The organism is Castellaniella sp. UC4447_H14 (assembly GCF_052978285.1).
This window is the reverse complement of record NZ_CM129666.1, coordinates 915,451-935,577: the sequence shown is the minus strand read 5'-3', so window position 1 is coordinate 935,577 and position 20,127 is coordinate 915,451. Positions and strand designations below refer to the sequence as shown.

18 protein-coding genes, 1 tRNA gene and 1 riboswitch are annotated in these 20,127 nt (G+C 64.4%); of the genes, 6 read left to right on the top strand and 13 right to left on the bottom strand.

All coding sequences use genetic code 11. From position 1 onward, the window contains the following. Nucleotides 1-576 precede the first annotated feature (576 nt). Nucleotides 577-972: an autotransporter-associated beta strand repeat-containing protein gene (locus ACVCMJ_RS04575; protein WP_447080263.1), complete on the top strand. Its 396-nt coding sequence runs from the start codon at nt 577-579 to the stop codon at nt 970-972. 217 nt (nt 973-1,189) lie between these two features. Here ACVCMJ_RS04575 and ACVCMJ_RS04570 read toward each other — a convergent pair. The 5 genes from ACVCMJ_RS04570 to ACVCMJ_RS04550 all read right to left on the bottom strand — a co-directional run bounded on the left by ACVCMJ_RS04570 (nt 1,190) and on the right by ACVCMJ_RS04550 (nt 6,113). Then, a tRNA-Asn gene (locus tag ACVCMJ_RS04570) sits at nt 1,190-1,265 on the bottom strand. A gap of 45 nt (nt 1,266-1,310) precedes the next feature. Beyond that, nucleotides 1,311-2,903: a DHA2 family efflux MFS transporter permease subunit gene (locus ACVCMJ_RS04565; RefSeq protein WP_447080262.1), complete on the bottom strand. Its 1,593-nt coding sequence runs from the start codon at nt 2,901-2,903 to the stop codon at nt 1,311-1,313. Further along, nucleotides 2,900-4,090: an HlyD family secretion protein gene (locus ACVCMJ_RS04560; protein ID WP_447080261.1), complete on the bottom strand. Its 1,191-nt coding sequence runs from the start codon at nt 4,088-4,090 to the stop codon at nt 2,900-2,902. Before ACVCMJ_RS04560 ends, ACVCMJ_RS04565 begins: the two co-directional genes overlap by 4 nt. A 20-nt stretch (nt 4,091-4,110) precedes the next feature. Beyond that, nucleotides 4,111-5,535, bottom strand: a complete 1,425-nt coding sequence (locus tag ACVCMJ_RS04555; protein WP_447080260.1) for an efflux transporter outer membrane subunit — start codon at nt 5,533-5,535, stop codon at nt 4,111-4,113. An 86-nt stretch (nt 5,536-5,621) separates the two neighbouring features. Beyond that, nucleotides 5,622-6,113, bottom strand: coding sequence for a MarR family winged helix-turn-helix transcriptional regulator (locus tag ACVCMJ_RS04550; RefSeq protein ID WP_447080259.1), 492 nt, complete (start codon nt 6,111-6,113; stop codon nt 5,622-5,624). A 67-nt stretch (nt 6,114-6,180) separates the two neighbouring features. On the opposite strand from ACVCMJ_RS04550, the gene ACVCMJ_RS04545 reads away from it, so the two are divergent. Further along, nucleotides 6,181-7,167: a DMT family transporter gene (locus ACVCMJ_RS04545; RefSeq protein WP_447080258.1), complete on the top strand. Its 987-nt coding sequence runs from the start codon at nt 6,181-6,183 to the stop codon at nt 7,165-7,167. Between the two features lie 10 nt (nt 7,168-7,177). Here the strand turns inward: ACVCMJ_RS04545 and ACVCMJ_RS04540 are convergent, their stop codons facing one another. From ACVCMJ_RS04540 to ACVCMJ_RS04525, 4 genes are read right to left on the bottom strand one after another with little or no spacing between them, the layout of a single operon-like run. Continuing rightward, complete coding sequence (locus ACVCMJ_RS04540; protein ID WP_447080257.1) at nt 7,178-8,383, bottom strand: DUF3734 domain-containing protein; 1,206 nt, start codon at nt 8,381-8,383, stop codon at nt 7,178-7,180. Then, the gene (locus tag ACVCMJ_RS04535) at nt 8,370-9,269 is read right to left on the bottom strand and encodes a LysR substrate-binding domain-containing protein (RefSeq protein ID WP_447080256.1); all 900 of its coding nucleotides are present in this window, start codon (nt 9,267-9,269) and stop codon (nt 8,370-8,372) included. The genes ACVCMJ_RS04540 and ACVCMJ_RS04535 overlap by 14 nt, the downstream gene beginning before the upstream one ends. A 4-nt stretch (nt 9,270-9,273) precedes the next feature. Beyond that, nucleotides 9,274-9,651 carry a SirB2 family protein gene (locus tag ACVCMJ_RS04530; protein ID WP_447080255.1) on the bottom strand — a complete coding sequence of 126 codons (378 nt, stop codon included), beginning with the start codon at nt 9,649-9,651 and terminating at the stop codon, nt 9,274-9,276. 12 nt (nt 9,652-9,663) lie between these two features. Next, nucleotides 9,664-11,451, bottom strand: coding sequence for an ABC transporter ATP-binding protein/permease (locus ACVCMJ_RS04525; RefSeq protein ID WP_447080254.1), 1,788 nt, complete (start codon nt 11,449-11,451; stop codon nt 9,664-9,666). 257 nt (nt 11,452-11,708) lie between these two features. On the opposite strand from ACVCMJ_RS04525, the gene ACVCMJ_RS04520 reads away from it, so the two are divergent. After that, nucleotides 11,709-12,884 (top strand): ABC transporter substrate-binding protein, encoded by a 1,176-nt coding sequence (locus ACVCMJ_RS04520; RefSeq protein ID WP_447080253.1) that lies wholly within the window; start codon nt 11,709-11,711, stop codon nt 12,882-12,884. Between the two features lies 1 nt (nt 12,885). Here the strand turns inward: ACVCMJ_RS04520 and ACVCMJ_RS04515 are convergent, their stop codons facing one another. From ACVCMJ_RS04515 to glpK, 4 genes are all read right to left on the bottom strand, one after another. Further along, entirely contained in the window at nt 12,886-14,169 is a 1,284-nt protein-coding gene (locus ACVCMJ_RS04515) for a purine-cytosine permease family protein (protein WP_447082672.1), read from the bottom strand. A 51-nt stretch (nt 14,170-14,220) separates the two neighbouring features. Beyond that, nucleotides 14,221-14,313, bottom strand: a riboswitch (TPP riboswitch). Between the two features lie 131 nt (nt 14,314-14,444). Next, nucleotides 14,445-15,176: a lipoyl protein ligase domain-containing protein gene (locus tag ACVCMJ_RS04510; protein ID WP_447080252.1), complete on the bottom strand. Its 732-nt coding sequence runs from the start codon at nt 15,174-15,176 to the stop codon at nt 14,445-14,447. Between the two features lie 7 nt (nt 15,177-15,183). Further along, nucleotides 15,184-15,654 carry a TM2 domain-containing protein gene (locus ACVCMJ_RS04505; RefSeq protein WP_447080251.1) on the bottom strand — a complete coding sequence of 157 codons (471 nt, stop codon included), beginning with the start codon at nt 15,652-15,654 and terminating at the stop codon, nt 15,184-15,186. Nucleotides 15,655-15,722: 68 nt separating this feature from the next. Beyond that, nucleotides 15,723-17,216 (bottom strand): glycerol kinase GlpK, encoded by a 1,494-nt coding sequence (glpK, locus tag ACVCMJ_RS04500; RefSeq protein ID WP_447080250.1) that lies wholly within the window; start codon nt 17,214-17,216, stop codon nt 15,723-15,725. A gap of 86 nt (nt 17,217-17,302) precedes the next feature. On the opposite strand from glpK, the gene ACVCMJ_RS04495 reads away from it, so the two are divergent. From ACVCMJ_RS04495 to flhC, 3 genes are all read left to right on the top strand, one after another. Next, entirely contained in the window at nt 17,303-18,910 is a 1,608-nt protein-coding gene (locus ACVCMJ_RS04495; protein WP_447082748.1) for an FAD-dependent oxidoreductase, read from the top strand. Between the two features lie 290 nt (nt 18,911-19,200). After that, the gene (gene flhD, locus ACVCMJ_RS04490) at nt 19,201-19,521 is read left to right on the top strand and encodes a flagellar transcriptional regulator FlhD (protein ID WP_447080248.1); all 321 of its coding nucleotides are present in this window, start codon (nt 19,201-19,203) and stop codon (nt 19,519-19,521) included. 5 nt (nt 19,522-19,526) lie between these two features. After that, nucleotides 19,527-20,090 carry a flagellar transcriptional regulator FlhC gene (gene flhC / locus ACVCMJ_RS04485; RefSeq protein ID WP_447080247.1) on the top strand — a complete coding sequence of 188 codons (564 nt, stop codon included), beginning with the start codon at nt 19,527-19,529 and terminating at the stop codon, nt 20,088-20,090. Nucleotides 20,091-20,127: the final 37 nt, after the last annotated feature.

The window sequence follows — 20,127 nt, the reverse complement described above, 5'->3', positions numbered from 1 at the left end:
AGGCAATAGAGTAGTCACGAGTTGTGCACTGGTCGCCTTGCGACCGGGCAGCGGCGGGCGCTGGTCACGGCCCCAGTTGGTTCAGCAACCAAGAGGCTACGCCGCACCTTGGCTGCCCCCCGAAAGCAAGTAGCCCCTTTCATGGGGCTGCGGTGTGTTGCTGATGGGGCCGCTCTTGGGCTACGTTGCCGCCCATAACGTGAAAATCACGTAGACCGCAAGAGGCACTAAAACAACGGAGTGTCAGTAGAGAACCTTAAGAAGCCACCGTCTGCGTTCCGGGTTCTTGATGTCTCGGTACAGGGAAATGCCGCCCCACGCGATGACGGCACAGAAGATGGCCAGCCGGATACCCGATGTCATCGCATTCGCAGAAACGCGGTCAAACCAAGATCAAAGGAGCGGCTCGAGTGGATGCCCCGCGAGTTTCAACTGATGATCGGGCGACGAGGCTCGAATCGAACGTTATGCCCAGGCGGCCTTCTCCCTGATTCGTGGTACCGGTGTCATTGCAGTTTCCTCCCGGCGTATACAGTTTTAACGCGCCAGAAATCGTTGCGCCGGCGGGGTGGGGGTGTGGATGGACCTGCCGGCGCGGGCGGTGCGGGCGTCGTCGATGCGGGCTTGTCGATCCTCAACAGCGGCACGATATCCGGCGGGGGCAGCGCAAATGCCCTCCTGTTCACAGGCGGCAACAATACGCTGACATTGAACGGGGTGAACACCTACACGGGCGGCACGACAGTGAGCGCCGGCACGCTCGCCGTGGGCGATGCAGCCCATCCTTCGGCCAGCATCATGGGCGACGTGCGGGTCGATGGCGCAGGCACCCCGCGCGGCCACGGGACGGGTCCCGGGCAGCGCAGTGCCGGCCGGGTTCGCGTCGACCTTCTCCTACGGTCCGGGCGCCTGATCGTCGTGTTGCCGGTGGGCAAATCTGTATCGCGCGGTCTTGCGGTCCGCAGGTACTGAGCAAGCTCGACGGTGGGGATGACGGTGACGCTGCGGCCGCCCAGCCGGTGCAGCACAAGCGGCCCGGTGCCGGGCGGCACATTGTGGCGACGCCACGCACAAAGAAGCCCGCTCGATGGCGGGCTGGGAACTACTGGATATTGGACAGTGTCAAACATTCCGTCCAATATGACCAAAAACAAAGGGCTTCGGAATCGTCCGAAACCCTTGAATTTCTTGGCTCCCCGAACAGGGCTCGAACCTGTGACCTGCGGATTAACAGTCCGTCGCTCTACCAGCTGAGCTATCGGGGAACTGCGAAGAAGCAGAACTATAGCACAATTTTTTCCACGGTATGGTCAGTGAGCGGCTGGTGGCGCGCCTGACCCGCCACCCGAACGGCTCTTCGGCCGCGCCAGCCAGATGAGACTGATGAGCAGCAGAAACAGGATGGCGGAGGCGTAGAAAAAGTCGGTGGCCGACAACGTGTAGGCCTGCTGGTTGATCAGTCCATCGATCAGCCCCGCACCCTGTTGCTGGCTCAGCCCCAGGTGCTGCAGGCCGTTCATGACGTGGTCGAAGGCCGGTTCGCCCGGCCGGGCCGCTTCGGTCAACTGGCTGTGGTGGAGCGAGGCGCGGTTGTCCCACAGCGTGGTCGTGATCGACGTGCCAAAGGCGCCGCACACCAGCCGGAAGAAATTCGTCAGGCCGGCCGCGGCCGGAATCCGGTCGGGACGCAGGCCGGAAAGCGAAATGGCGGTCAGCGGAATGAAGAACGTTGCCATCGCCACGCCCTGGATGAACGTGGGCAGCATCACCGTATACAGGTCCACCTGCGTGTTGTAGAGCGCGCGCATGTAGCTGATGAGTGCGAACACCAGGAATGCCACCGTGGCGATGGCGCGGGGGTCCAGACGTCCCATGAGCTTGCCGACGATGGGCGACAGGATGATGGCCAGAATCCCCACTGGCGCCAGCGCCACGCCCGCCCAGGTGGCGGTATAGCCCAGCGTGCTCTGCAGCCACAGTGGCAGCAGCACGACGGTGCCGAAGAACACCCCGTACGCGATGGAGAGCGCCACCGTGCCGGCCGTGAAATTGCGCTCTGCGAACAAGGTCAGGTCGACCACCGGGTGGCCGGCCGTCAGCTCCCAGATGACGAAGTAGACGAAAGCGACGACCGATACGATCGCCAGCACGGTGATGACCGGGCTGCTGAACCAGTCCAGGTCCTTGCCCTTGTCCAGCATCACCTGCAAGGCACCCACCCAGACCACCAGCAGGAAGAGGCCCATGCGGTCGATGGGCAGCTTCACGCGTCGGCTGTCGCGCGCCTTGAAGATTTGCCACGATGCCCAGCCGGCCAGCAGGCCGATTGGAATGTTGATGTAGAAGATCCAGGACCAGGCATAGTTGTCTGAAATCCACCCGCCCAGCAGCGGCCCCGCGATGGGTCCGACCAGGATGGTCATGGACCAAAGGGCCAGGGCCATGCCCGCCTTTTCGCGCGGGTAGCTCGCCAGCATCAGCGACTGCGACAGCGGGATCATGGGACCCGAGACCGCGCCCTGGATGACCCGGAAAAACACCAGGGATTCCAGCGACCAGGACAGGCCGCACAGCCAGGAGCTGGCCACGAACAGGAGTACCGCCATCACGAACAGGCGCACCTGTCCAAAACGCTGGGTGAGCCAGCCGGTGAGCGGCACGGTGATGGCGTTGGCCACCGCAAAGGAGGTGATCACCCAGGTGCCCTGGGTAGCGCTCACCCCCAGATCCCCCGCAATGGTCGGAATCGAGACGTTGGCGATGGATGAGTCCAGCACGTTCATGAACACGGCCGCCGACAGGGCGATCGTGCCGAACGCGCGTGCACTGCCTTCCAGCGGCGGCAGAACGGCGGCGGGGCGGGCGCCGGGCGCCCCTCCCGGAGAAGCGGGTTCTGCGCTCATTTGGCGATGTTTTCCCGGATGATGCGCTGGATCAGCGCGTCGACCGCGGCGGAATCACGGTCGTAGACCGGCGTGCGCATCGTGGAGACCGGCTGCTGCTTCGGCGCTTCGCTGGAGGTTGAGGACAGATCCACGTCCACCGTCGTGGACAACCCGACGCGCAAGGGATGATCCTGGAGTTCCTTGGGATCCAGGGCGATCCGTACCGGCACGCGCTGGATGACCTTGATCCAGTTGCCGCTGGCGTTCTGAGCCGGCAGCAGGGCGAAGGCACTGCCACTGCCCGCCGAGACGCCCACCACGGTTCCGTGGTAGGTGACCTTGCTGCCGTACAGGTCCGATACCACCGTGGCCTTTTGGCCCGGCCGCATGTCATGAAGCTGGTTTTCCTTGAAGTTGGCCTCGATCCACAGCGCGTCCAGGGGCACGATGGTCATGAGGGGGGTGCCCGGCTGGATGCGTTGTCCCAGTTGGACCGAGCGCTGGGCCACCATGCCGCCCACCGGCGCCAGTACGTGGGTGCGCGCGTTGGCCAGCCATGCCTGGCGGACGCGGTCGGCGGCCTGGCGGACGTCCGGGTGGGACTGGACCGTGCTGCCGCGTGTCAGCGCCTGGTTGGTGGCCAGTTTCGCTTTGGCAGCCGCCATTGCTGCGCGCGCCTGCGCCAGCCCGGCCTGGGCCGATTTCACGGCAACCTGTGCGTGCAGCAGTTCCTCGCCGCTCACGCCGCCCGAGTTGCGCAGCGCGTTGCGCCGCTGCAGGTCGTTCTGGGCCTTGTGCAGCAGCGCGTCGGCCTGTTCGACGTTGGCTTGCCCCACGGCCACGTCGGCGGCCAGCGCATCGTTCTGCACGAACAGCGTCTGAGTATGGCGGACCGTCTGCGCCAGCGACTGTTCGGCCTGGGCCAGCGCGATTTGCGTGTCGCTGCCATCCAGCGTGACCAGATGCGCGCCCTGCGCGATAGTCTGCGTATCGTCAGCGCCTATCGATACGACGGTGCCGGGAATCTGTGCGCTCACCTGGACCAGGTTGCCATGAACGTAGGCATCGTCGGTGGATTCGTAATGCGAGGCATACAACAGCCACCAGATTCCATAGAGAACGGCGAGCAGGATGAACACGAGGGTGGCCCACAGCAGCAGGTGTTTGCGGGTGGGCTTGGTGCGGGGGATGCTGGGTTCGGTCATGATTCAGCGAAACGGTGGAATTATTGTGGGTTCGATGCGGGCGCGGCAGCGGTCGCCGGGGCGCCATAACCGCCTCCCAGGGCGGTCTCGAGCTGGGCATCGAGAATGTACGCGCGGGCGCGTAGGTCCGTGGTCTGTATGGTCTGTTTGAGGACCTCGCTCTGTGCGAGCAGCACCTGGACGAAGTTGCCCAGCCCCTCGCGATAGCGGTCCAGCGCCACGTCATAGGCTGACGTGATCGCCTTCAGGCTGGCTTCCTGGTGGCGGATCTGCTCATGCAGCGAACGGATCGATGCGCTGGTGTCGGCGACTTCGCGCAGAGCGCCCAGCACCGTCTCGTTGTATTGCGCGATGGCCTCGTCGCGGGCGGCGCGCCGACCGGACAATTGGGCGTTCAGCGCGCCGCCATTGAAGATCGGCAGCGTGATGACCGGCCCGATGCTGTTGTTCTGGCTGCTGCTGCGGACCAGCTTGTCCAGCCCGAGCGACAGAAAACCCGCAGCGGCCGACAGGTCGACGTTGGGCAGGAAATCAGCCTTGGCCGCTGAGACTTCAGCGCCAGCGGCCTCCGCCTGGAGACGTGCCGCCGCGATGTCCGCTCGGCGCCCCAGAAGCGCCATCGGCATGTGTTCGGGCACGCCCTTGGGCAGCGCGGTTCCCGTGCGGGCCTTGATGGGGGTGAGCTGTTCGGGCGATTGTCCCAGCAGCGCGGCCAGTTGGTGTTCCAGCAGTTCCACGTTGTTGCGTGCCTGCGCGAGCTGCACTTGGGCCGCCGATACGGCCGAGTCCGCCTGATCCACGTCAACCTGGATGCCAAGCCCGTTCTTGTAGCGGTCGCGCGTGATGTCCAGTGCCTTTTGCAGTTTGCCGACGATGGTGGCAATTGCGTTGAACTGGGCCAGCGCATCCTGCAACTGGAAATAGCCCTGGGTGACGGCCGAGACCAGCAGGGTGTAGGACTGCTGCTGCGCCGCCTGTGCGGCGAGGGCTCGTTGCCCCGCAGCCTTGGCCAGTGATCGCTGCTTGCCCCAAAGGTCCAGATTGAAGTCCAGTTGCAGGCCCAGCCCCGTATCAGTCTGGAACGAGCCGCCCAGCGGAGGCGGATAGATATAGTTCTCGCTCAGGCGTTCGCGCGTGACGTGAAAGTTGGCGTTGATTTGCGGCCATTGCACGGCGCGGGCGCCCCGCGCGGCGGCCTGCGCCGTCCTCACACGCGCCGCGGCGATGTCCAGCGACGGGCTGGATTGCAGTGCCTGGGCTATCAGTGCGTCCAGTTGGGGATCCTGGTAACGGCGCCACCATCGGGTTTGCGGCCATGCAATGGCTGTGTCTTCCCGCAGTGACAACGACGGCCCTGTCAGGGGCTGGACGGCGGACTGGCCGGGTTCAATCTGTGCGCAGGCCGATAGCGACAGGACGAGCAACAGGGGCAGAAACGGTTTCATGCTGACAGAAAACTGAATATTGTTGATGGTGTTGGTATCTGACTAGGCAATTATATAGGGGCCGTCCCGAAAAATGGGGTTTCCCACTACTGTTTTGGGGCTGTAGCCCGGAGGTGGCTTTCTCCATTGGCGATCATGCGCCTGAGCAGACTGAGCAGCATGCGGAATTCGTCGTCCGAGAAGCCCTGCAGATGCAGGTTCAGCGTCTCGGCGATGATGGGCAGAATCTGCGACGAGGCGGCCACGCCGGCGTCGGTAAGCACGATCTTCACGACGCGCCGGTCGTCGGAGGCCCGCTCGCGACGCACAAAGCCTTTGGCGACCAGCCGGTCCAGCGCCCGTGTCACGGCTCCGGTGTCGATGCAGAGGGCGCGGGCCAGTTCGGCCGGAGTGTCGATGCCCTTGTAGCTGATCAGCAGTAGCGGGCGCCACTGATGGGAAGTCAGGCCCAGCGGGCCCGCCATTTGATTGATGACCTGATGGATCAATGTGTGAAGCTGGCGAATCAGCAGGCCGACGTTGCGGTCAAGCCCCAGGTCGCCGGGATCGCTGGTGTAGAAGGGCGGGATAGCGGGCATGGTGCAAATTGGAAAGGAGGCGTGCGTGGTAAAATTGTACTACTCAGTATCTGACTAGACAATAATCATGAAAGCACCTTCCCGCAGCCTGTTCTGGACGGGTTTCGTTCTGGCGGGTCTGGGGGCCGTCCTGTTTTCAGCCAAGGCGGTGGTGGCGAAGCTCCTTTATCGGTATGGTGTCGATGCTCTGGATGTAATTGGCTTCCGGATGCTGCTGGCTTTCCCCTTTTTCGCGGTCATCGCCTGGACTCAGGCGGGACGGGCCCGGCGTGGCCTGCTGCCGCGTCTCAACCGGCGTGACGGGCTCAAGATTATTGTCCTGGGCTTCATTGGATACTATCTGTCCAGTTTGCTGGACTTTCTCGGCCTGCAATATGTCACGGCCGGCCTGGAACGCCTGATCCTGTTCCTGGCGCCTACTTTCGTTCTGCTGATTTCGGGTTGGTTCCTGCATAAGCCGATCGCGACGCGCCAGTGGGTGGCCATGGCGCTGGCCTATGCCGGCGTGGCGCTGGTGTTCTGGGCCGACCTGTCGATCTCAGGCGAGCACGTATTTCTCGGCGCGGGCTTTGTGCTGGCGGCCGCGTTTTCTTATGCGCTGTATCTGATCGGTTCCGGAGAGCTGGTCGAGCGGGTCACCCCCACCCGCCTCACGGCCTACGCCATGACGGTCTCCACGCTGGTGACCATGGCGCACTTCTTCATCGTAAAGGGTTGGGGCGGCCTGGATCAGAGCTGGCCCGTCTATGGTCTGTCGCTGATCCATGCCACGGTCAATACCGTCTTGCCTACCTTCATGATCATGTGGGCGGTCGCGCGTATCGGTGCGCCGCTGACAGCGCAGCTCGGTTTGCTGGGGCCCGTCTCCATCCTGTTCCTGGCATGGGCATTTCTGGGTGAGCCCATCACGACGATTCAGGTGGCGGGGACCGTACTGGTGGCGGTGGCGGCTCTCATCCTTGGGCGGCGCCGGTCGCTACCGGCAGCGCGGGCGACGTCTCGCTTCGTTCATGAGGCGGCGCCTGGTCGCGCACCGGGGGATGCGACCCGCTGAAAGCGGCGCTTCAGTTGGTCCGGCTGCGCGGTTGCATGGTTTGCTCGATCTCGTCGCGATGCACGTCGTGGGTGACGAAGCCCGCTTCGTTGTCCGGCATGGCGAAGTAGGCTGGATGCGCCAGCGTGCTGCGAATATCGTGCAGGCCGCTGGTCCAATGCTCGTGCATGGTGGCCAGGCCGAACTGGAAGTCGCGGAAGTGCTGTTCGTAGGGTTTGTCGCGATAGATCAGGTGGACGATGTTGCTGCGCGGTGATGCCGCCGCTTCGGCCGCCTGCCGGCAGGCCGGGGATTCCTCGCGGATCTTTGCGGGGACCTCGTCCAGCACCTGGCGCAGAAGCCGCTGCATCTTCCGCAGGGTCCGCATTTCCTCGGTGATCAGGCGGGTCCGGCTGGAATAGCGGATGTCCTGGATGCGGTCGCTGACCTCGCTCAGCTTGTGCGGGACCGCCCCTCGCGCGGACCAGAGGTCCACCTGGAAGACCAGCGTGTCCCGCTCGGGGCGCTGTTGCAGGACTTGCGCCAGCGGCGTGTTCGAAACCAGGCCGCCGTCCCAGTAGTATTCACCCTCGATTTCAATGGCCGGGAAGGCGGGCGGCAGCGCCCCCGATGCCATGAAGTGCTCCGGCTGCAGCCGTATGCGCCGGTTGTCGAAGTAGGTGAAGTTCCCCGTGCGTACGTTGACGGCGCCTATTGAAACGTGCAGTTTTTTCGCGTCATTGATGCGGTCGAAATCGCATAGCGTCTCCAGCGTGGCCTTGAGCGGCTGGGTGTCGTAATGGCCGACACAGACGGGATCCAGGGTGCCGGACAGGAACGCGGGCGGAAAGCGTGGGCGGAAGAACCCCTTCTGGCCGATCATCAGTGCACTGCTTGCGTACAGTGCGCCCAGGGTCTGGCGCGCCAGGTCGCTCGTATGGAACAGGGTGTCCTCGATCAGCGGGTTGGCGCTCTGGCCAAAATAGGGCTGACAGATAAGGTCCCAGAACTCGTGCAGGCGTTCCACGCGTTTCCCAGGAGGATTGCCGGCGATGATGGCCAGGTTCAGCGCCCCGATCGAGATCCCCGCCAGATCGGTGAGCGCGATGCCCGCCTCGGTCAGACCTTCGAACACTCCTGCCTGATAGGCCCCCAACGCGCCTCCGCCCTGAAGTACCAGCGCACGGACTTCGTAGGCCTGTACGGCGGTGGCGATGCGGTGTTCAGTCTTGGGCATGAGGCGAAATCTCCAGGGATTGCAGGAAGGCTTCGATGAGCGTACCGCGATAACGACTGCGGTGCAGAACCAGGGAGAGACGGCGCTCGAGATGCAGAAAGGGCGTGCGCAGGACGCGCAGGCGGCCCGTGGCCACGGCGTCCACCGTCGCTGCCGCGGGCAGGCATGCGATGCCCAGGCCGGCGATGACGGCCTGCTTGATGGCTTCGATCTGGCCCAGTTCCAGCAGGATGCGGCCCGGTGGAAGAGAAGTCAGCATCTGTTCCGTCTGGCTGCGGGTCGCCGAGCCGCGCTCGCGCAGGATCCAATGGGTATCGGCGAAGTCTTCCGGGGTCAGCCGTGCCTTCAGTGCCAGGGGGTTGGTCGGGGCCGCGCAGACCACCAGAGCGTCGTTGCGCCAGGTGAGCGTTTCCAGCTGCGCATGGTGCACCGGGCCTTCGACGCAAGCAAGATCGATTTCGCGATCCAGCAGGCGTTGCGTGATGTGGCGCGTGTTGTCCACGGCCAGGTGCAGGGCGATCATGGGGTGTTGGGCCACGACCGGTCCGAGAAGTTCCCCCACCAGATAGTTCCCCACCGTATTGCTCGCGCCGATGCGCAGTTCGCCCGTCAGGGCTCCCCGTCGGTCAGCGTGGCGGCGTTGCATGTCCTGCAGGCGCTCCAGGATCTCGCGCGCCTGAACCAGCTGCTCGAGGCCCCGCGGGTTCAGGTGCAGGCGGCCCCGGATGCGGTCGAACAGCGGCGTGCCCAGGTGGCGCTCCAGCTCCCCCAGCGCCATGCTCACGGCCGGCTGGGTCAGGTGCAGGTCGTCGGATGCGCGCCGTACGCTGCCCAGCGTGGCGACGGCGATGAAGACCTCGAGCTGACGGACGCTGATGCCGATCATGGCATCACGCGAACCATGAGGCCGGGTCGTGACGGACAGCCACGCCCACGATGTAGAAGAAGATGGCGACGGCGGCCACCGCGGCGACCAGCCGGGTGGTCCGCGTGCGCCCGCGCTTGATCGCGATGGTGCCCACGCCGATGTAGGCGACGAGCAGAACGATTTTGGTCAGGATCCAGGGCTGCGCGGGGCCTATCCTGACCGCCAGGATCACCCCGCACACGAGCAGCACACTGTCGACGACGTGAGGCACGATGCGCACCGGACGCCGCTGCAGCAGCGCCGATCCCGTGACGGACCAGTAGGCCCGGATGACGAAGAAGACGATGCTCAGACCGACGGCGGCCATGTGCAGGTTCTTGACGGGGAGATAGTATTCCATGTCCGTGGACTCCTAGATGGGAGACAGCGACCAGCCGCCGTCGGTGCCTTTCAGGACCAGTTCCACGCCGTGGTGGCGGCGCAGCGAGCTGCGGTGTCCCACGCTGACGATGCGGGCCTGGGGCAAACGGTCACGCAGCAGACGGTACATGGCGTCTTCCAGACCCTCGTCCATGGCGGATGTCGCCTCGTCCAGGAAGGCTGCGCTGGGATGTGCGATGAGCAGCCGCCCGAAGGCCAGACGCTGCTGTTCCCCCAGCGACAGGATGCGGCTCCAGTCATCGTGCGAGTCCAGCTGGTCGCACAGATGCCCGAGCTGCACCAGCTCCAGGACCTTGGGGTCGTTCTCGGCGGTGACGGGATCCACCGGCAGCGGATAGTGAAGTGCCTGCCGCAACGTCCCCAGCGGCAGATAAGGTTTCTGCGCGAGGAATAGCGAAGCGGTCTGAGGCCGCACGATTTCCCCCGATCCATAGGGCCAGATCCCCGCGATCATGCGCAGCAGTGTCGTCTTGCCGGAGCCCGACGGGCCGCGTACCAGCAAAGGCTGTTCGCTGGCGACTTCCAGGTTGACGTCTTTCAGCAGCGCCTCGCCATCCGGCCGACGGACGGTGACACCCAGCAGCGCGAGCCGCTGGCCGTCCTGGCGCGATGGCGGCAGCGTCATGGCCCGGGCGGCATCGATGGTCGCATCAAATCCGGTCAAGCGGTCCAGGGTGGCACGATAGGTGGCGAAGCTGTCGTAAATATTGCGGAAGAACGACAGGTTGGTCTGCAACTGCCCGAAAGCCTGTGCGGTCTGGATCAGGTCGCCCAGGCTGATCTGCTTGGTGAAGAAGCGCGCCGCCTGGATGATGAAAGGGAAGACGACCGCCGTCTGGGTGACGACGAAATTGAATCCCAGGAATTTCAGCGACCGGTAGATGATGGCCCAGGCATTGCCGATGACCTGCCGGAACACTCCGCGAAGCGTGCTGCCTTCGACCCGCTCTCCGCGGTAGAAGGCAATGCTCTCGGCGTATTCGCGCACGCGGACCAGCGCATAACGATAATCGGCGTTCAGTTTTTCATTCAGGAAGTTAAGCAGGATCAGTGGCTTCCCGATCCAGATCGCCAGGATGGTGGCGATGAAGACGTAGATGAAGACCAGGAATACCATGGCCCGCGGAATCTCGTACCCGAGTACCGTCATGGGGCCGGACAGGCTCCAGAGGATCGCGGTGAATGCGATGGTCGACACCAGCGAATTGATGAGCCCCACAGCCAGCGTCATGGACGTCTGCGCAAAATTGGTGATGTCCTGCTGGATCCGCTGGTCCGGGTTGTCGGCGAGGTGGCTGAGCGACAGGGAACGGTAATAGGCCTGGCGCTCCATCCAGCGCACAAGCATGCGTTCGTTCAGCCATTCGCGCCAATGGACCACGAAAGCCTGCTCCACGTAGAAGTCGAACAGCGAGCGCACGACATGCACCGTGGCGAGGATCGCAAACAGCAGCATGGCGGCCCAGAAGCCAGCCTCGTCCATCTTCTGGAGTGCGCTGTACATGGTGTTGTACCAGTTGGAAAACAGCACATCCACGCGCACGGCGGCCAGCGTCAGCAGCAGGATCAAGGCCAGCCCCGCGATCGGCTTCCAGCTTCGGCGCGGAGAAAAATAGGCGGCCGTCAATTGCCAGAACTGATTGCCCCATCGTGTAAATCGCACCAGGCCCCAGGTGGCGAAGACCCCGACCAGAAGTGTCAGGACATAGGCTTTGACGAGCCACATACCGCTTTCGGCCAGCGCGACTTTCCATTCCATGGGTATCGGATTTCCTTGAGGGTTCGTTCCAGATGCAGCCAGGGGCGAAGGCATTGTAGGTTGGATGCGACATGGTGGGGAAGGTTTGGCCCGGCCGCGCTCCGATTTGACGCACTTTCCCATCGATGCCCAGAGGCGCTGAGTCAGGGATTCTCCTAGGGTCTTTCAGGGCCAGCGGCGGGAACGCCGGCAGTTCCCAGTGCGCGGCCCGGGTTACAGTCAGTCGGTGGGATAGAGGATCCCAGAGGAGACTACACATGATTCGGATGTTGAAGCTGAAAATGGCGCTTGCCGCCGTATGTTTCGCGGCGGTAGCGCCCGGCCTGGCGCAGGCCAAGGACCTGAAGATCGGGCTCGTCGTTCCGCTCTCGGGGCCCTTTGCCACGACCGGCCAGCAGATGATGAACGGCGTGAAGCTGTACGTTCAGCAGCATGGCGATACGGTGGCGGGACGCAAGGTCGTGCTGATCGTCAAGGACGATACCGGCGTCAATCCCACCATCACCAAGCGTGAGGCCCAAGGCCTGCTCATCAATGACAAGGTCGACGTGCTGGCGGGCTTCGGCCTGACGCCCGGCGCGTTTGCGACGGCACCGCTGGCCCAGGAGACCCACACGCCCATGGTCGTGATGAACGCGGCCACCTCCGCCATTACTACCAAGTCCGACTACATCACGCGGACCTCGACGACGCTGCCGCAGGTTGCCGCGCCCATGGCCACCTGGGCCAAGGAAAACGGCGTCAGGAAGGTCTACGTCATCGTCGCGGACTACGGCCCCGGCCATGATGCCGCCAAGCAGTTCAAGAAGACCTTTACGGAGGCCGGCGGCGAGATCGTCGGCGAATTGCACACGCCGCTGACCAGCCCGGACTTCGCGCCGTTCCTGCAGAAAATCAAGGACGCCAAGCCGGATGCCCTGTTCCTGTTCATCCCCAACGGTGATCAGGGGATTTCCTTCGCCAAAGGCTACAAGGAGCGCGGCCTGGACAAGACGGGAATCAAGTTGCTGGCGACAGGCGACATCACGACCGAGGACATGATCGATGCCATCGGCGACAGCGCGCTGGGGATCATCACCTCGTACTATTACGCGCAGTCGCACGACTCGCCGGAAAACAAGGCGTATGTCGCCGCTTATATGAAGGCGTATCCGGGGGTGCGCCCGAACATGATCTCGGTGGCCGGATACGATGGCATGAATCTGATCTACGAGGCCCTGAAAAAAACCAACGGCGATGCCAGCGGGGACGCCTTCATGTCGGCCGTCAAGGGCATGAAGTGGATGAGCCCGCGGGGGCCCGTTTTGATCGATCCCAAAACCCGCGACATCGTCCAGAACGTCTACATCCGTCGCGTGGAGCGGGTCAATGGCGTCCTGCAGAACGTCGAGTTCCACACCTACGAGGCGGTGAAGGACCCCGAGAAGGGTTGAATCATTGCGGTGCGGCCTGGGTGGCGCGCGCGCCCACGCGCGCGCTCGCCGCTCCCAGGACAAAGGTCAGCAGCAGGGTGGGCAGGGCGCTGCCGTATTGCGGGGCCCATAGGGCCAACCCCTGATAGCACGCAATGCCCAGCGCCCAGATCACGGCCGGAGCGGTGTGGATCGCCCGAGGAGTACCGGACAGATAGGCAGAATGCGTGCCCAGGCGCCCCAGGATCACGCCGAAAAGCGGCACGAAGACCGAACTCAGCGTCAGCAGGAACGGCTCCAGGCTGTGCATGGGCAGCACCATCGCGCAAACGATGGACACGGCGGCCAGAATTGTGCTCCAGGTCCGCACGCTGATCGACGCGAACAGGCTCTGGGTGCAGACGGATCCGGAATACAGGTCGCCGTAGGTGTTGTCCAGCTCATCGACCAGGATCAGGCCCAGCGCGATCAGGCCCCCCTGCGCCAGCAGCAGGGCGCTCACCATGTCCACGTTCGGTCCCGTTACGGTGACGACCAGCACCCCCAGGGCGTAGCACCAGATGTTGGCAATGGCATAACCCAGCCAGGTGCCGCCCAGTGCGCCGCTCGCGCTCTTGCCGTGTCGGGCGTAATCCGCTACCAGCGGAAGCCATGAGACCGGCATGGCAATCACCAGGTCCAGTGCCTGGAAGGTATTCATGCTCCCGTCCCCGGCGCGCTGCCATAGGGTGTGCAGTCCCTGGGCGTCGAGCTTCAGGGCAAATTGTGCGGAGAGCCACAGCAGGGACAGGATGACCAGCGGCAGCCCCACGCGGCTGACAATGCGTCGTACCAGCGTCACCATGGATCCCCGCAGCAGCGCCATGACGATCAGGCCCCACAGCAGGGTGGGCAGAATCAGGCCTGGATCCATGCCGAAGGCCCGGCGGCTGATGGCGCGTGTCCCGTCGCGCATCACGACCAGTTCAAAGGTAGCCCAGCCGACCAGTTGGATGACGTTGAGCAGGACCGGCAGGTGGGCGAATCGCCGCCCGTAGACCGCGTGGATCAGCCCGGCGCTCGACAACCCGCTTTCGCATCCGATGCGGGCAACCCAGGCGAGCAGTCCGGCTCCGACGATGGACCCTGCGACGACGGCCCATAGCGCCTCGCGCGTGCCCAGTGCCGGTACCAGGTAGGCGCCGACCTGCATGACGAGCAGGCCCACACCAAGGCTGAACCAGAGGGACATGTGTTCGCGCCAGCCAAAGACGCGCTCGGCGGCCGGGATGGTGTCGGATGATGGAATTGAAGCGGACGGACTCATGGTGCGCCTGTCGGAAAAGCCAGGAAGCAGGCGCGCGGCGACGGCAAGCGTCGCCATGGCGAGCTGCTTTCCTGCGCGAGGATGATCTCAATCAGGTTCGAAGGGACTGTCTCAGCCGCGCGAGCGGCACCCCTAGCGATGCTCGTATGGTAAATCTTCGGTGATTTTAGGAGTGTCTCCGCACTGCGGCAAGCGCGGCAAGCACGTTGTGGCATGGACGCGCCACGTCGGCGCATTGCGCCCGGCGCAAGGCCGGACGTCTGGCCGCGGACATGTCACAGCGTCGGCCAGGTGCGGAGCTGATCCAGCAGTTCATCTTCCAGGGCTGAGCAGAATCCGGGGCGGCGGGAGTCGGGCAGCCAGTGGTCCAGCGACGCTACGCTTTCCGGCTGGTAGCGCCGGCCCGAGCCCAGGGCCGCCTCGAGTTGGTTGGCCCGCGCGGTGGCCTCGTCGGTATCGCACTGGGCGAGCACCATCGCATGCACGATCGCGACCTGATGCGTGAAGTCGTGGCCCGGGATGTGACGCCACAACTGTGCCGTGCCCACGACCTTGCGGGCCGGAGAGCCGGCGGCCAGGTTGTAGCGGCCGTCGCAAAACGAACCCTCCACGGCCTGAGCGCGCGCTTCGATTCCGAAAGTGAGCAGGCTGATCTGGAGCAGGGCGCAGAGATGCCGGTAGAAGGCGTCGGCATGATCCATCGGGCGACCGGTGAAGCGCTGAGCGAGGCTGATGTTCAGAATGCCGGTTCCTTGGGGAACGACGCCGCCGCCCGACTGGCGCACGTGGACGGGCCAGCCCTGGCCGGCCAGCTCGGACCGGATGGCGTCGAAGCCGGGGTGCGCTGCATAGGTGCGTGGCACGACCAGCCCTTGTGGCGCTTGCCACATGCAGGCGGCGGCGCCGTCGACGGCCAGCGGCAGCAGCTTCTCATCGGCCAGCGGGCCACGTGCCGGGCCGGCGGGGGATTCAACGACGCGGTAGGAGCAGGACTCTGCAGTCACCATCGCCGCATCAGGAAAGCTGTGTGGCGGCGAACGTTTCTTCGTCCATGAACAGGTAGCGGATCGCGTCGATCAGCCCGATCACGGCGGCGAGCGGCAGGAAGATCCAGGCGATCACCAGCAGCACGACTCCCCAGCCGACCTGGCCCAGATAGAATCGGTGTACCCCGAGCCAGCCGAGGAACAGCGCCAGGATGATCGCTATCCGGCGCTGCGTGGCCGGGTGGCCGAGCGCGCCGCGTCGCGAGCGCAGCACCCAGAGACTGGCCGGGACGGTGAGCGCGATGGCGAGCAGGACCTTGCCGGTGTGCGCACGCAGATAGTTCCCCACCACGGCGAACAGGTCGCTGAAATTGCGAATCAGGACGCCGGTGAGGGTGGAGATCCAGGCGAAGATGTCGTGAAAGACGGCTTCGCCGAACGTCAGGGCCAGCAAGATGGCGACGAAGATCGCGACGATCAGGATCAGGTTTTTCAGCATGGTGTCCCGTGGCACGCGAGGCGGACGATGACTGTGGGTGACTCCATTCTATAAGGAACGGTGCTGCTTTAGCGGGTGCAGGCCTGCCGTATGGCGTGATCCCAGGCGGCCAGTCGGTCGGCAGCCTCGTCGTGCGGCATGACCGGATCGAACTGGCGCTCCACCCGCCAGAGCGATTCCAGCTCCTGGGTGTCGGCATAGACGCCCGCGTGCAGGCCGGCCAGGAAGGCGGCGCCCAAGGCGGTCGTTTCCACCATGGTGGGACGCAGCACGGGAATGCCCAGCAGGTCCGCCTGGAACTGCATGAGCAGATCGTTGACGCAGGCGCCGCCATCCACGCGCAAGGCTTCCAGCGGCGCTGCGTCCGTGGCCTGGGCGTCCCGGCTCATGGCCTGCAGCATTGCGGCACTCTGGTAGGCGATGCTCTCCAGCGCCGCACGAGCAATGTGCGCCATGGTGGTGCCCCGCGTCAGCCCCGTGATGGTGCCGCGGGCCTCGGCGTCCCACCATGGCGCGCCCAGCCCAGTGAACGCGGGGACAAACGTCACGCCGCCCGCGTCCGGGACACTGCGGGCCAGCGCCTCGATGTCGCTGCTATGCACGAAGGCGCGCAGGCCGTCGCGCAGCCATTGGACGACGGCGCCGCCGACGAATACGCTGCCTTCGAGGGCGAAGGCGGGCTGATGGTCGATCTGGGCGGCGCTGGTGGTCACCAGACCGTTGGCCGAGGTCTGGAAATGCCCGCCGGTGTGCATCAGCATGAAGCAGCCCGTGCCGTAGGTGTTCTTCGCCATGCCGGGGTGGAAGCAGGCCTGGCCGAACAGCGCGCTTTGCTGGTCGCCCGCCACGCCTGAGATCGGAATTTCGCGGCCGGCCACGTCGGTATGGGTGTGCCCGAAGGCGGCCGACGAGGGAAGAATGGCCGGCATCATGGCGGCCGGGATCTGCAGTCGGTCCAGCAGTTCCGTGTCCCAGGCGTTGCGGTGGATGTCCATGAGCATGGTGCGGGCGGCGTTGCTGACATCCGTCAGGTGGCGTTGGCCGCCCGTCAACTGCCAGATGAGCCAGGAGTCCACAGTTCCGAACAGCAGCTCGCCGGCTTCAGCGCGCGCGCGAGCGCCCGCCACGTGGTCGAGAATCCATTTGAGCTTCGTGGCTGAAAAGTATGCGTCGACGCGCAGTCCGGTCCTGGCCTGAATCATGGGTTCCATCCCCTGTTCGCGCAGTGCCGCACAGGTGGGCTCGGCGCGTCGATCCTGCCAGACGATGGCGGGGTGGATGGGTTCCCCCGTGTGGCGATCCCAGACGATCGTGGTCTCACGCTGGTTGGTGATTCCGATCGCTGCTATTTCCGATGCCGCGATCCGCGCTCGCCCCAGCGCTTCGCGCAGGGTGTCTTGCTGGCTGCGCCATATTTCGATCGGATCGTGCTCTACCCAGCCCGGCTGCGGGTAATGCTGGGTGAGCTCGCGCTGCGCTAGCCCCACGATGCGGCCCTGGCGGTCGAAGACGATGCTGCGGGTGCTGGATGTTCCCTGGTCCAAGGCAAGCAGGTAACTCATGGCCACTCCTTTGAGCGTTGTAAGCGAATAGAATGCCGGAAAACCGCCCGAAGCGGGCATGAAAAGATTGCTGCAAAATGAACCGCATGGTCTTGCCCCCCCTCCGCACTGATCGCGCGCGGCTGCTTGCCGACCTGCGCGCGCTGCGCGAGGTGGACGTCGTCGTCATCGGCGGCGGAGCCACGGGCCTGGGCGTGGCGCTGGACGCGCGCCTGCGCGGGCTGTCAGTGCTGTTGCTGGAATCGTGCGACTTCGCCGCAGGGACCTCGTCGCGCGCCACCAAGCTGGTTCACGGCGGGGTGCGCTATCTGGCGCAGGGCAATGTCGGGCTGGTGCGCGAAGCCCTGCACGAACGACAGGCGCTGCTGAACAACGCTCCGCACCTGGCGCAGCCCTTGGCGTTCGTGATGCCGGCCTACCGGTTCTGGGAAGTCCCGTTTTATGGGATGGGCCTGAAGGCCTATGACGCCCTGGCGGGTGCGGCCAGCCTGGGGAGGACCCAATGGCTGGGACCGGCCGGCGTGAAAACTCATTTGCCCGGCCTGAACGCGCATGGTCTGTTTGGCGGTGTGCGCTACTGGGACGGCCAGTTCGACGATGCTCGCCTGGCGCTTGCGCTGGCGCGTACGGCGGCGGCGCAGGGTGCCTTGCTGCTCAATTACTGCCCGGTGACGGAAGTCGTGCATGAGACGGGCCGCGTCTGCGGCGTGCGATGGCGGGATGCGCTGGAACCTGCGTCCGAGGGGGGCGAGGTGCGTGCGCGTTGCGTCATCAATGCGGCGGGGGTATGGGTGGATGAGGTGCGCCAGATGGACGATGCGGCTGCCGGCCGCGTCACGGTGCCCATGGTCGCCCCCAGCCAGGGCGTGCATTTGGTCGTGGACCGGTCCTTTCTCCCGTCTGGGGAAGCGCTGCTGGTTCCTCACACGCGCGATGGCAGGGTGCTGTTCGCGGTGCCGTGGCAGGGGCATGTCCTTCTGGGCACCACCGACACCCCACGACACGCCGTGGCTCGCGAGCCACAGGCGCTCCCGGAAGAAGTCGCCTTCATCCTCCGCGAGGCCGGCCATGTCCTCGCGAAGGCCCCCCGGGCTGGAGACGTCCTGAGCATCTGGGTAGGCTTGCGCCCGTTGGTGCGGCCGTCCAACGAAGAGGGCGAGGACACCAAGTCCATCAGCCGCGAGCACACGGTCCGAGTCAGTCCCGCCGGGCTGGTCACGGTGACGGGCGGAAAGTGGACGACGTATCGGGCGATGGCCGAGGACGTGCTGCGGCGCTGTGTCCAGGCGCGCCTGCTCGATGCGCTGCCCGCTTCGCGCACTGCACACTTTCCGTTGGTGGGAGCTCCCGCGCCCGGCCAGGCCAGCACCCCCATGACGGCGCCCCCGGGCCTGCACCTGTATGGCAGCGAAGCGGACGTGGTCGGCGGGCTGCCGGGAGCCGAACAGGAACTCGCGCTCGGGCTGACCGCCGCGATGGTGCGTTTCGCTGTCCGGTACGAATATGCGCGCACGGTGGAAGACATACTGGCCCGGCGACACCGTATGCTCTTTCTGAATGCGGCGATGGCCGCCCGTCAAGCGCCGGCTGTGGCGGGAATCTTACGCGAAGAAATAGCCGCCGATGGGCGCCTGGCCGACTTCCTGGAGCTGGCCCGGCACTACGGCAGCGTTCCTGTTCCCCTGGTTTCCTAGGCGGAATTCCGCCGTCATTGGCCTGTGTCAGGGATCCTCATCCATGTAAGTTACCTATGGTTTCAATAATTTCTATATTCGTGTCTCAGGTAACAACGAAAAACAACGACTTAGGCGATATACTCACCCTGTCCATGTCAAATTTGCATGAAAATGTATTTTCGATGACCGGATCTAAATAATGTTTCAGCCTTAAATGTGACAAATGCATTCAGATTGCTGTTAGGAAATTGAAGTATGGCAATCCGGTGTTGTCCTGGCCCGGTACAAGTTCGCACTAGAGGAAGCCCATGTCCACCCTTGATTCTGCGCTGTTGAATGATATTCGCGAGGTCAATCTCTCCTACTTGATGCTTGCACAGCGCCTGTTGCGCGAAAATCTTCCGGCCGGCATGTTCAGGCTGGGCTTCAATGCGGATGTGGCGGACATTGTCTTGAACCTTTCGCCGGCACAGATCGTGAAGCTGGCCAGCTCCAATTCGGTATTGTGCGCGTTCCGGTTGAACGACGCCCAGTTGCTCGCATCACTGACGCACGAAGTGCTGGGCGGCGTGTTGCAACAGGCTCACTCCACCATCCTCATGGCCCAGCGCGAGCCCGTCAGCGCCTGATCGAGATGGCCTCCAAAAGCGTTGCACGAGAGGCCGACGATATTCTGTTGGCCACCGACATGATCCGCCTGGGTGCCCGCTTGCAGGTGCTGCAGGCTGAGACCTCCCTGAGCTACGATCGCCTGGCGCGCCTTTACCGCGAGATCAAGGGCGCCTCTCCCCCAAAGGGCATGCTGCCGTTTTCGGTCGACTGGTTCATGACCTGGCTCCCCAATATCCACTCCAGCCTGTTCTTCAACATCTACCGTTACATGGACGCGTTCACGCCGGCGAAGAAGTCGCAGGCGCTGGTGGAAGCCTATCGGCTCTATCTGGAGCAGTCCTCGGTGGGCCTGCCTGCGGGCGAATCCCCTGAGGAGCCGGTGCTGAGCTTCACCCGCGCATGGATGCTGGTGCGCTTTTTCGATAGTGGCCTGGTCCAGCTTTCGGCCTGCCAGCAGTGTGGTGGCCACTTCGTGGCCCACGCTCACGACCCCGAAGCCGGTTTCATCTGCGCCATCTGCAAGCCGCCACCACGGGCGGGCAAGACCCGGGCCCGGCGCAAGACGGCCGGCCGAATGCTCGCATAGCGGGTCCAGAGGACGGATCTGTGGACAAAAAGCCCTG

Excerpts from the sequence above, each read along its gene's own strand:
- ACVCMJ_RS04565 (WP_447080262.1), bottom strand. The coding sequence starts at position 2,903 with ATGAGCGCAGAACCCGCTTCTCCGGGAGGGGCGCCCGGCGCCCGCCCC.
- ACVCMJ_RS04560 (WP_447080261.1), bottom strand. The coding sequence starts at position 4,090 with ATGACCGAACCCAGCATCCCCCGCACCAAGCCCACCCGCAAACACCTG.
- ACVCMJ_RS04555 (WP_447080260.1), bottom strand. The coding sequence starts at position 5,535 with ATGAAACCGTTTCTGCCCCTGTTGCTCGTCCTGTCGCTATCGGCCTGC.
- ACVCMJ_RS04550 (WP_447080259.1), bottom strand. The coding sequence starts at position 6,113 with ATGCCCGCTATCCCGCCCTTCTACACCAGCGATCCCGGCGACCTGGGG.
- ACVCMJ_RS04545 (WP_447080258.1), top strand. The coding sequence starts at position 6,181 with ATGAAAGCACCTTCCCGCAGCCTGTTCTGGACGGGTTTCGTTCTGGCG.
- ACVCMJ_RS04540 (WP_447080257.1), bottom strand. The coding sequence starts at position 8,383 with ATGCCCAAGACTGAACACCGCATCGCCACCGCCGTACAGGCCTACGAA.
- ACVCMJ_RS04535 (WP_447080256.1), bottom strand. The coding sequence starts at position 9,269 with ATGATCGGCATCAGCGTCCGTCAGCTCGAGGTCTTCATCGCCGTCGCC.
- ACVCMJ_RS04530 (WP_447080255.1), bottom strand. The coding sequence starts at position 9,651 with ATGGAATACTATCTCCCCGTCAAGAACCTGCACATGGCCGCCGTCGGT.
- ACVCMJ_RS04525 (WP_447080254.1), bottom strand. The coding sequence starts at position 11,451 with ATGGAATGGAAAGTCGCGCTGGCCGAAAGCGGTATGTGGCTCGTCAAA.
- ACVCMJ_RS04520 (WP_447080253.1), top strand. The coding sequence starts at position 11,709 with ATGATTCGGATGTTGAAGCTGAAAATGGCGCTTGCCGCCGTATGTTTC.
- ACVCMJ_RS04515 (WP_447082672.1), bottom strand. The coding sequence starts at position 14,169 with ATGAGTCCGTCCGCTTCAATTCCATCATCCGACACCATCCCGGCCGCC.
- ACVCMJ_RS04510 (WP_447080252.1), bottom strand. The coding sequence starts at position 15,176 with ATGGTGACTGCAGAGTCCTGCTCCTACCGCGTCGTTGAATCCCCCGCC.
- ACVCMJ_RS04505 (WP_447080251.1), bottom strand. The coding sequence starts at position 15,654 with ATGCTGAAAAACCTGATCCTGATCGTCGCGATCTTCGTCGCCATCTTG.
- glpK (WP_447080250.1), bottom strand. The coding sequence starts at position 17,216 with ATGAGTTACCTGCTTGCCTTGGACCAGGGAACATCCAGCACCCGCAGC.
- ACVCMJ_RS04495 (WP_447082748.1), top strand. The coding sequence starts at position 17,303 with ATGGTCTTGCCCCCCCTCCGCACTGATCGCGCGCGGCTGCTTGCCGAC.
- flhD (WP_447080248.1), top strand. The coding sequence starts at position 19,201 with ATGTCCACCCTTGATTCTGCGCTGTTGAATGATATTCGCGAGGTCAAT.
- flhC (WP_447080247.1), top strand. The coding sequence starts at position 19,527 with ATGGCCTCCAAAAGCGTTGCACGAGAGGCCGACGATATTCTGTTGGCC.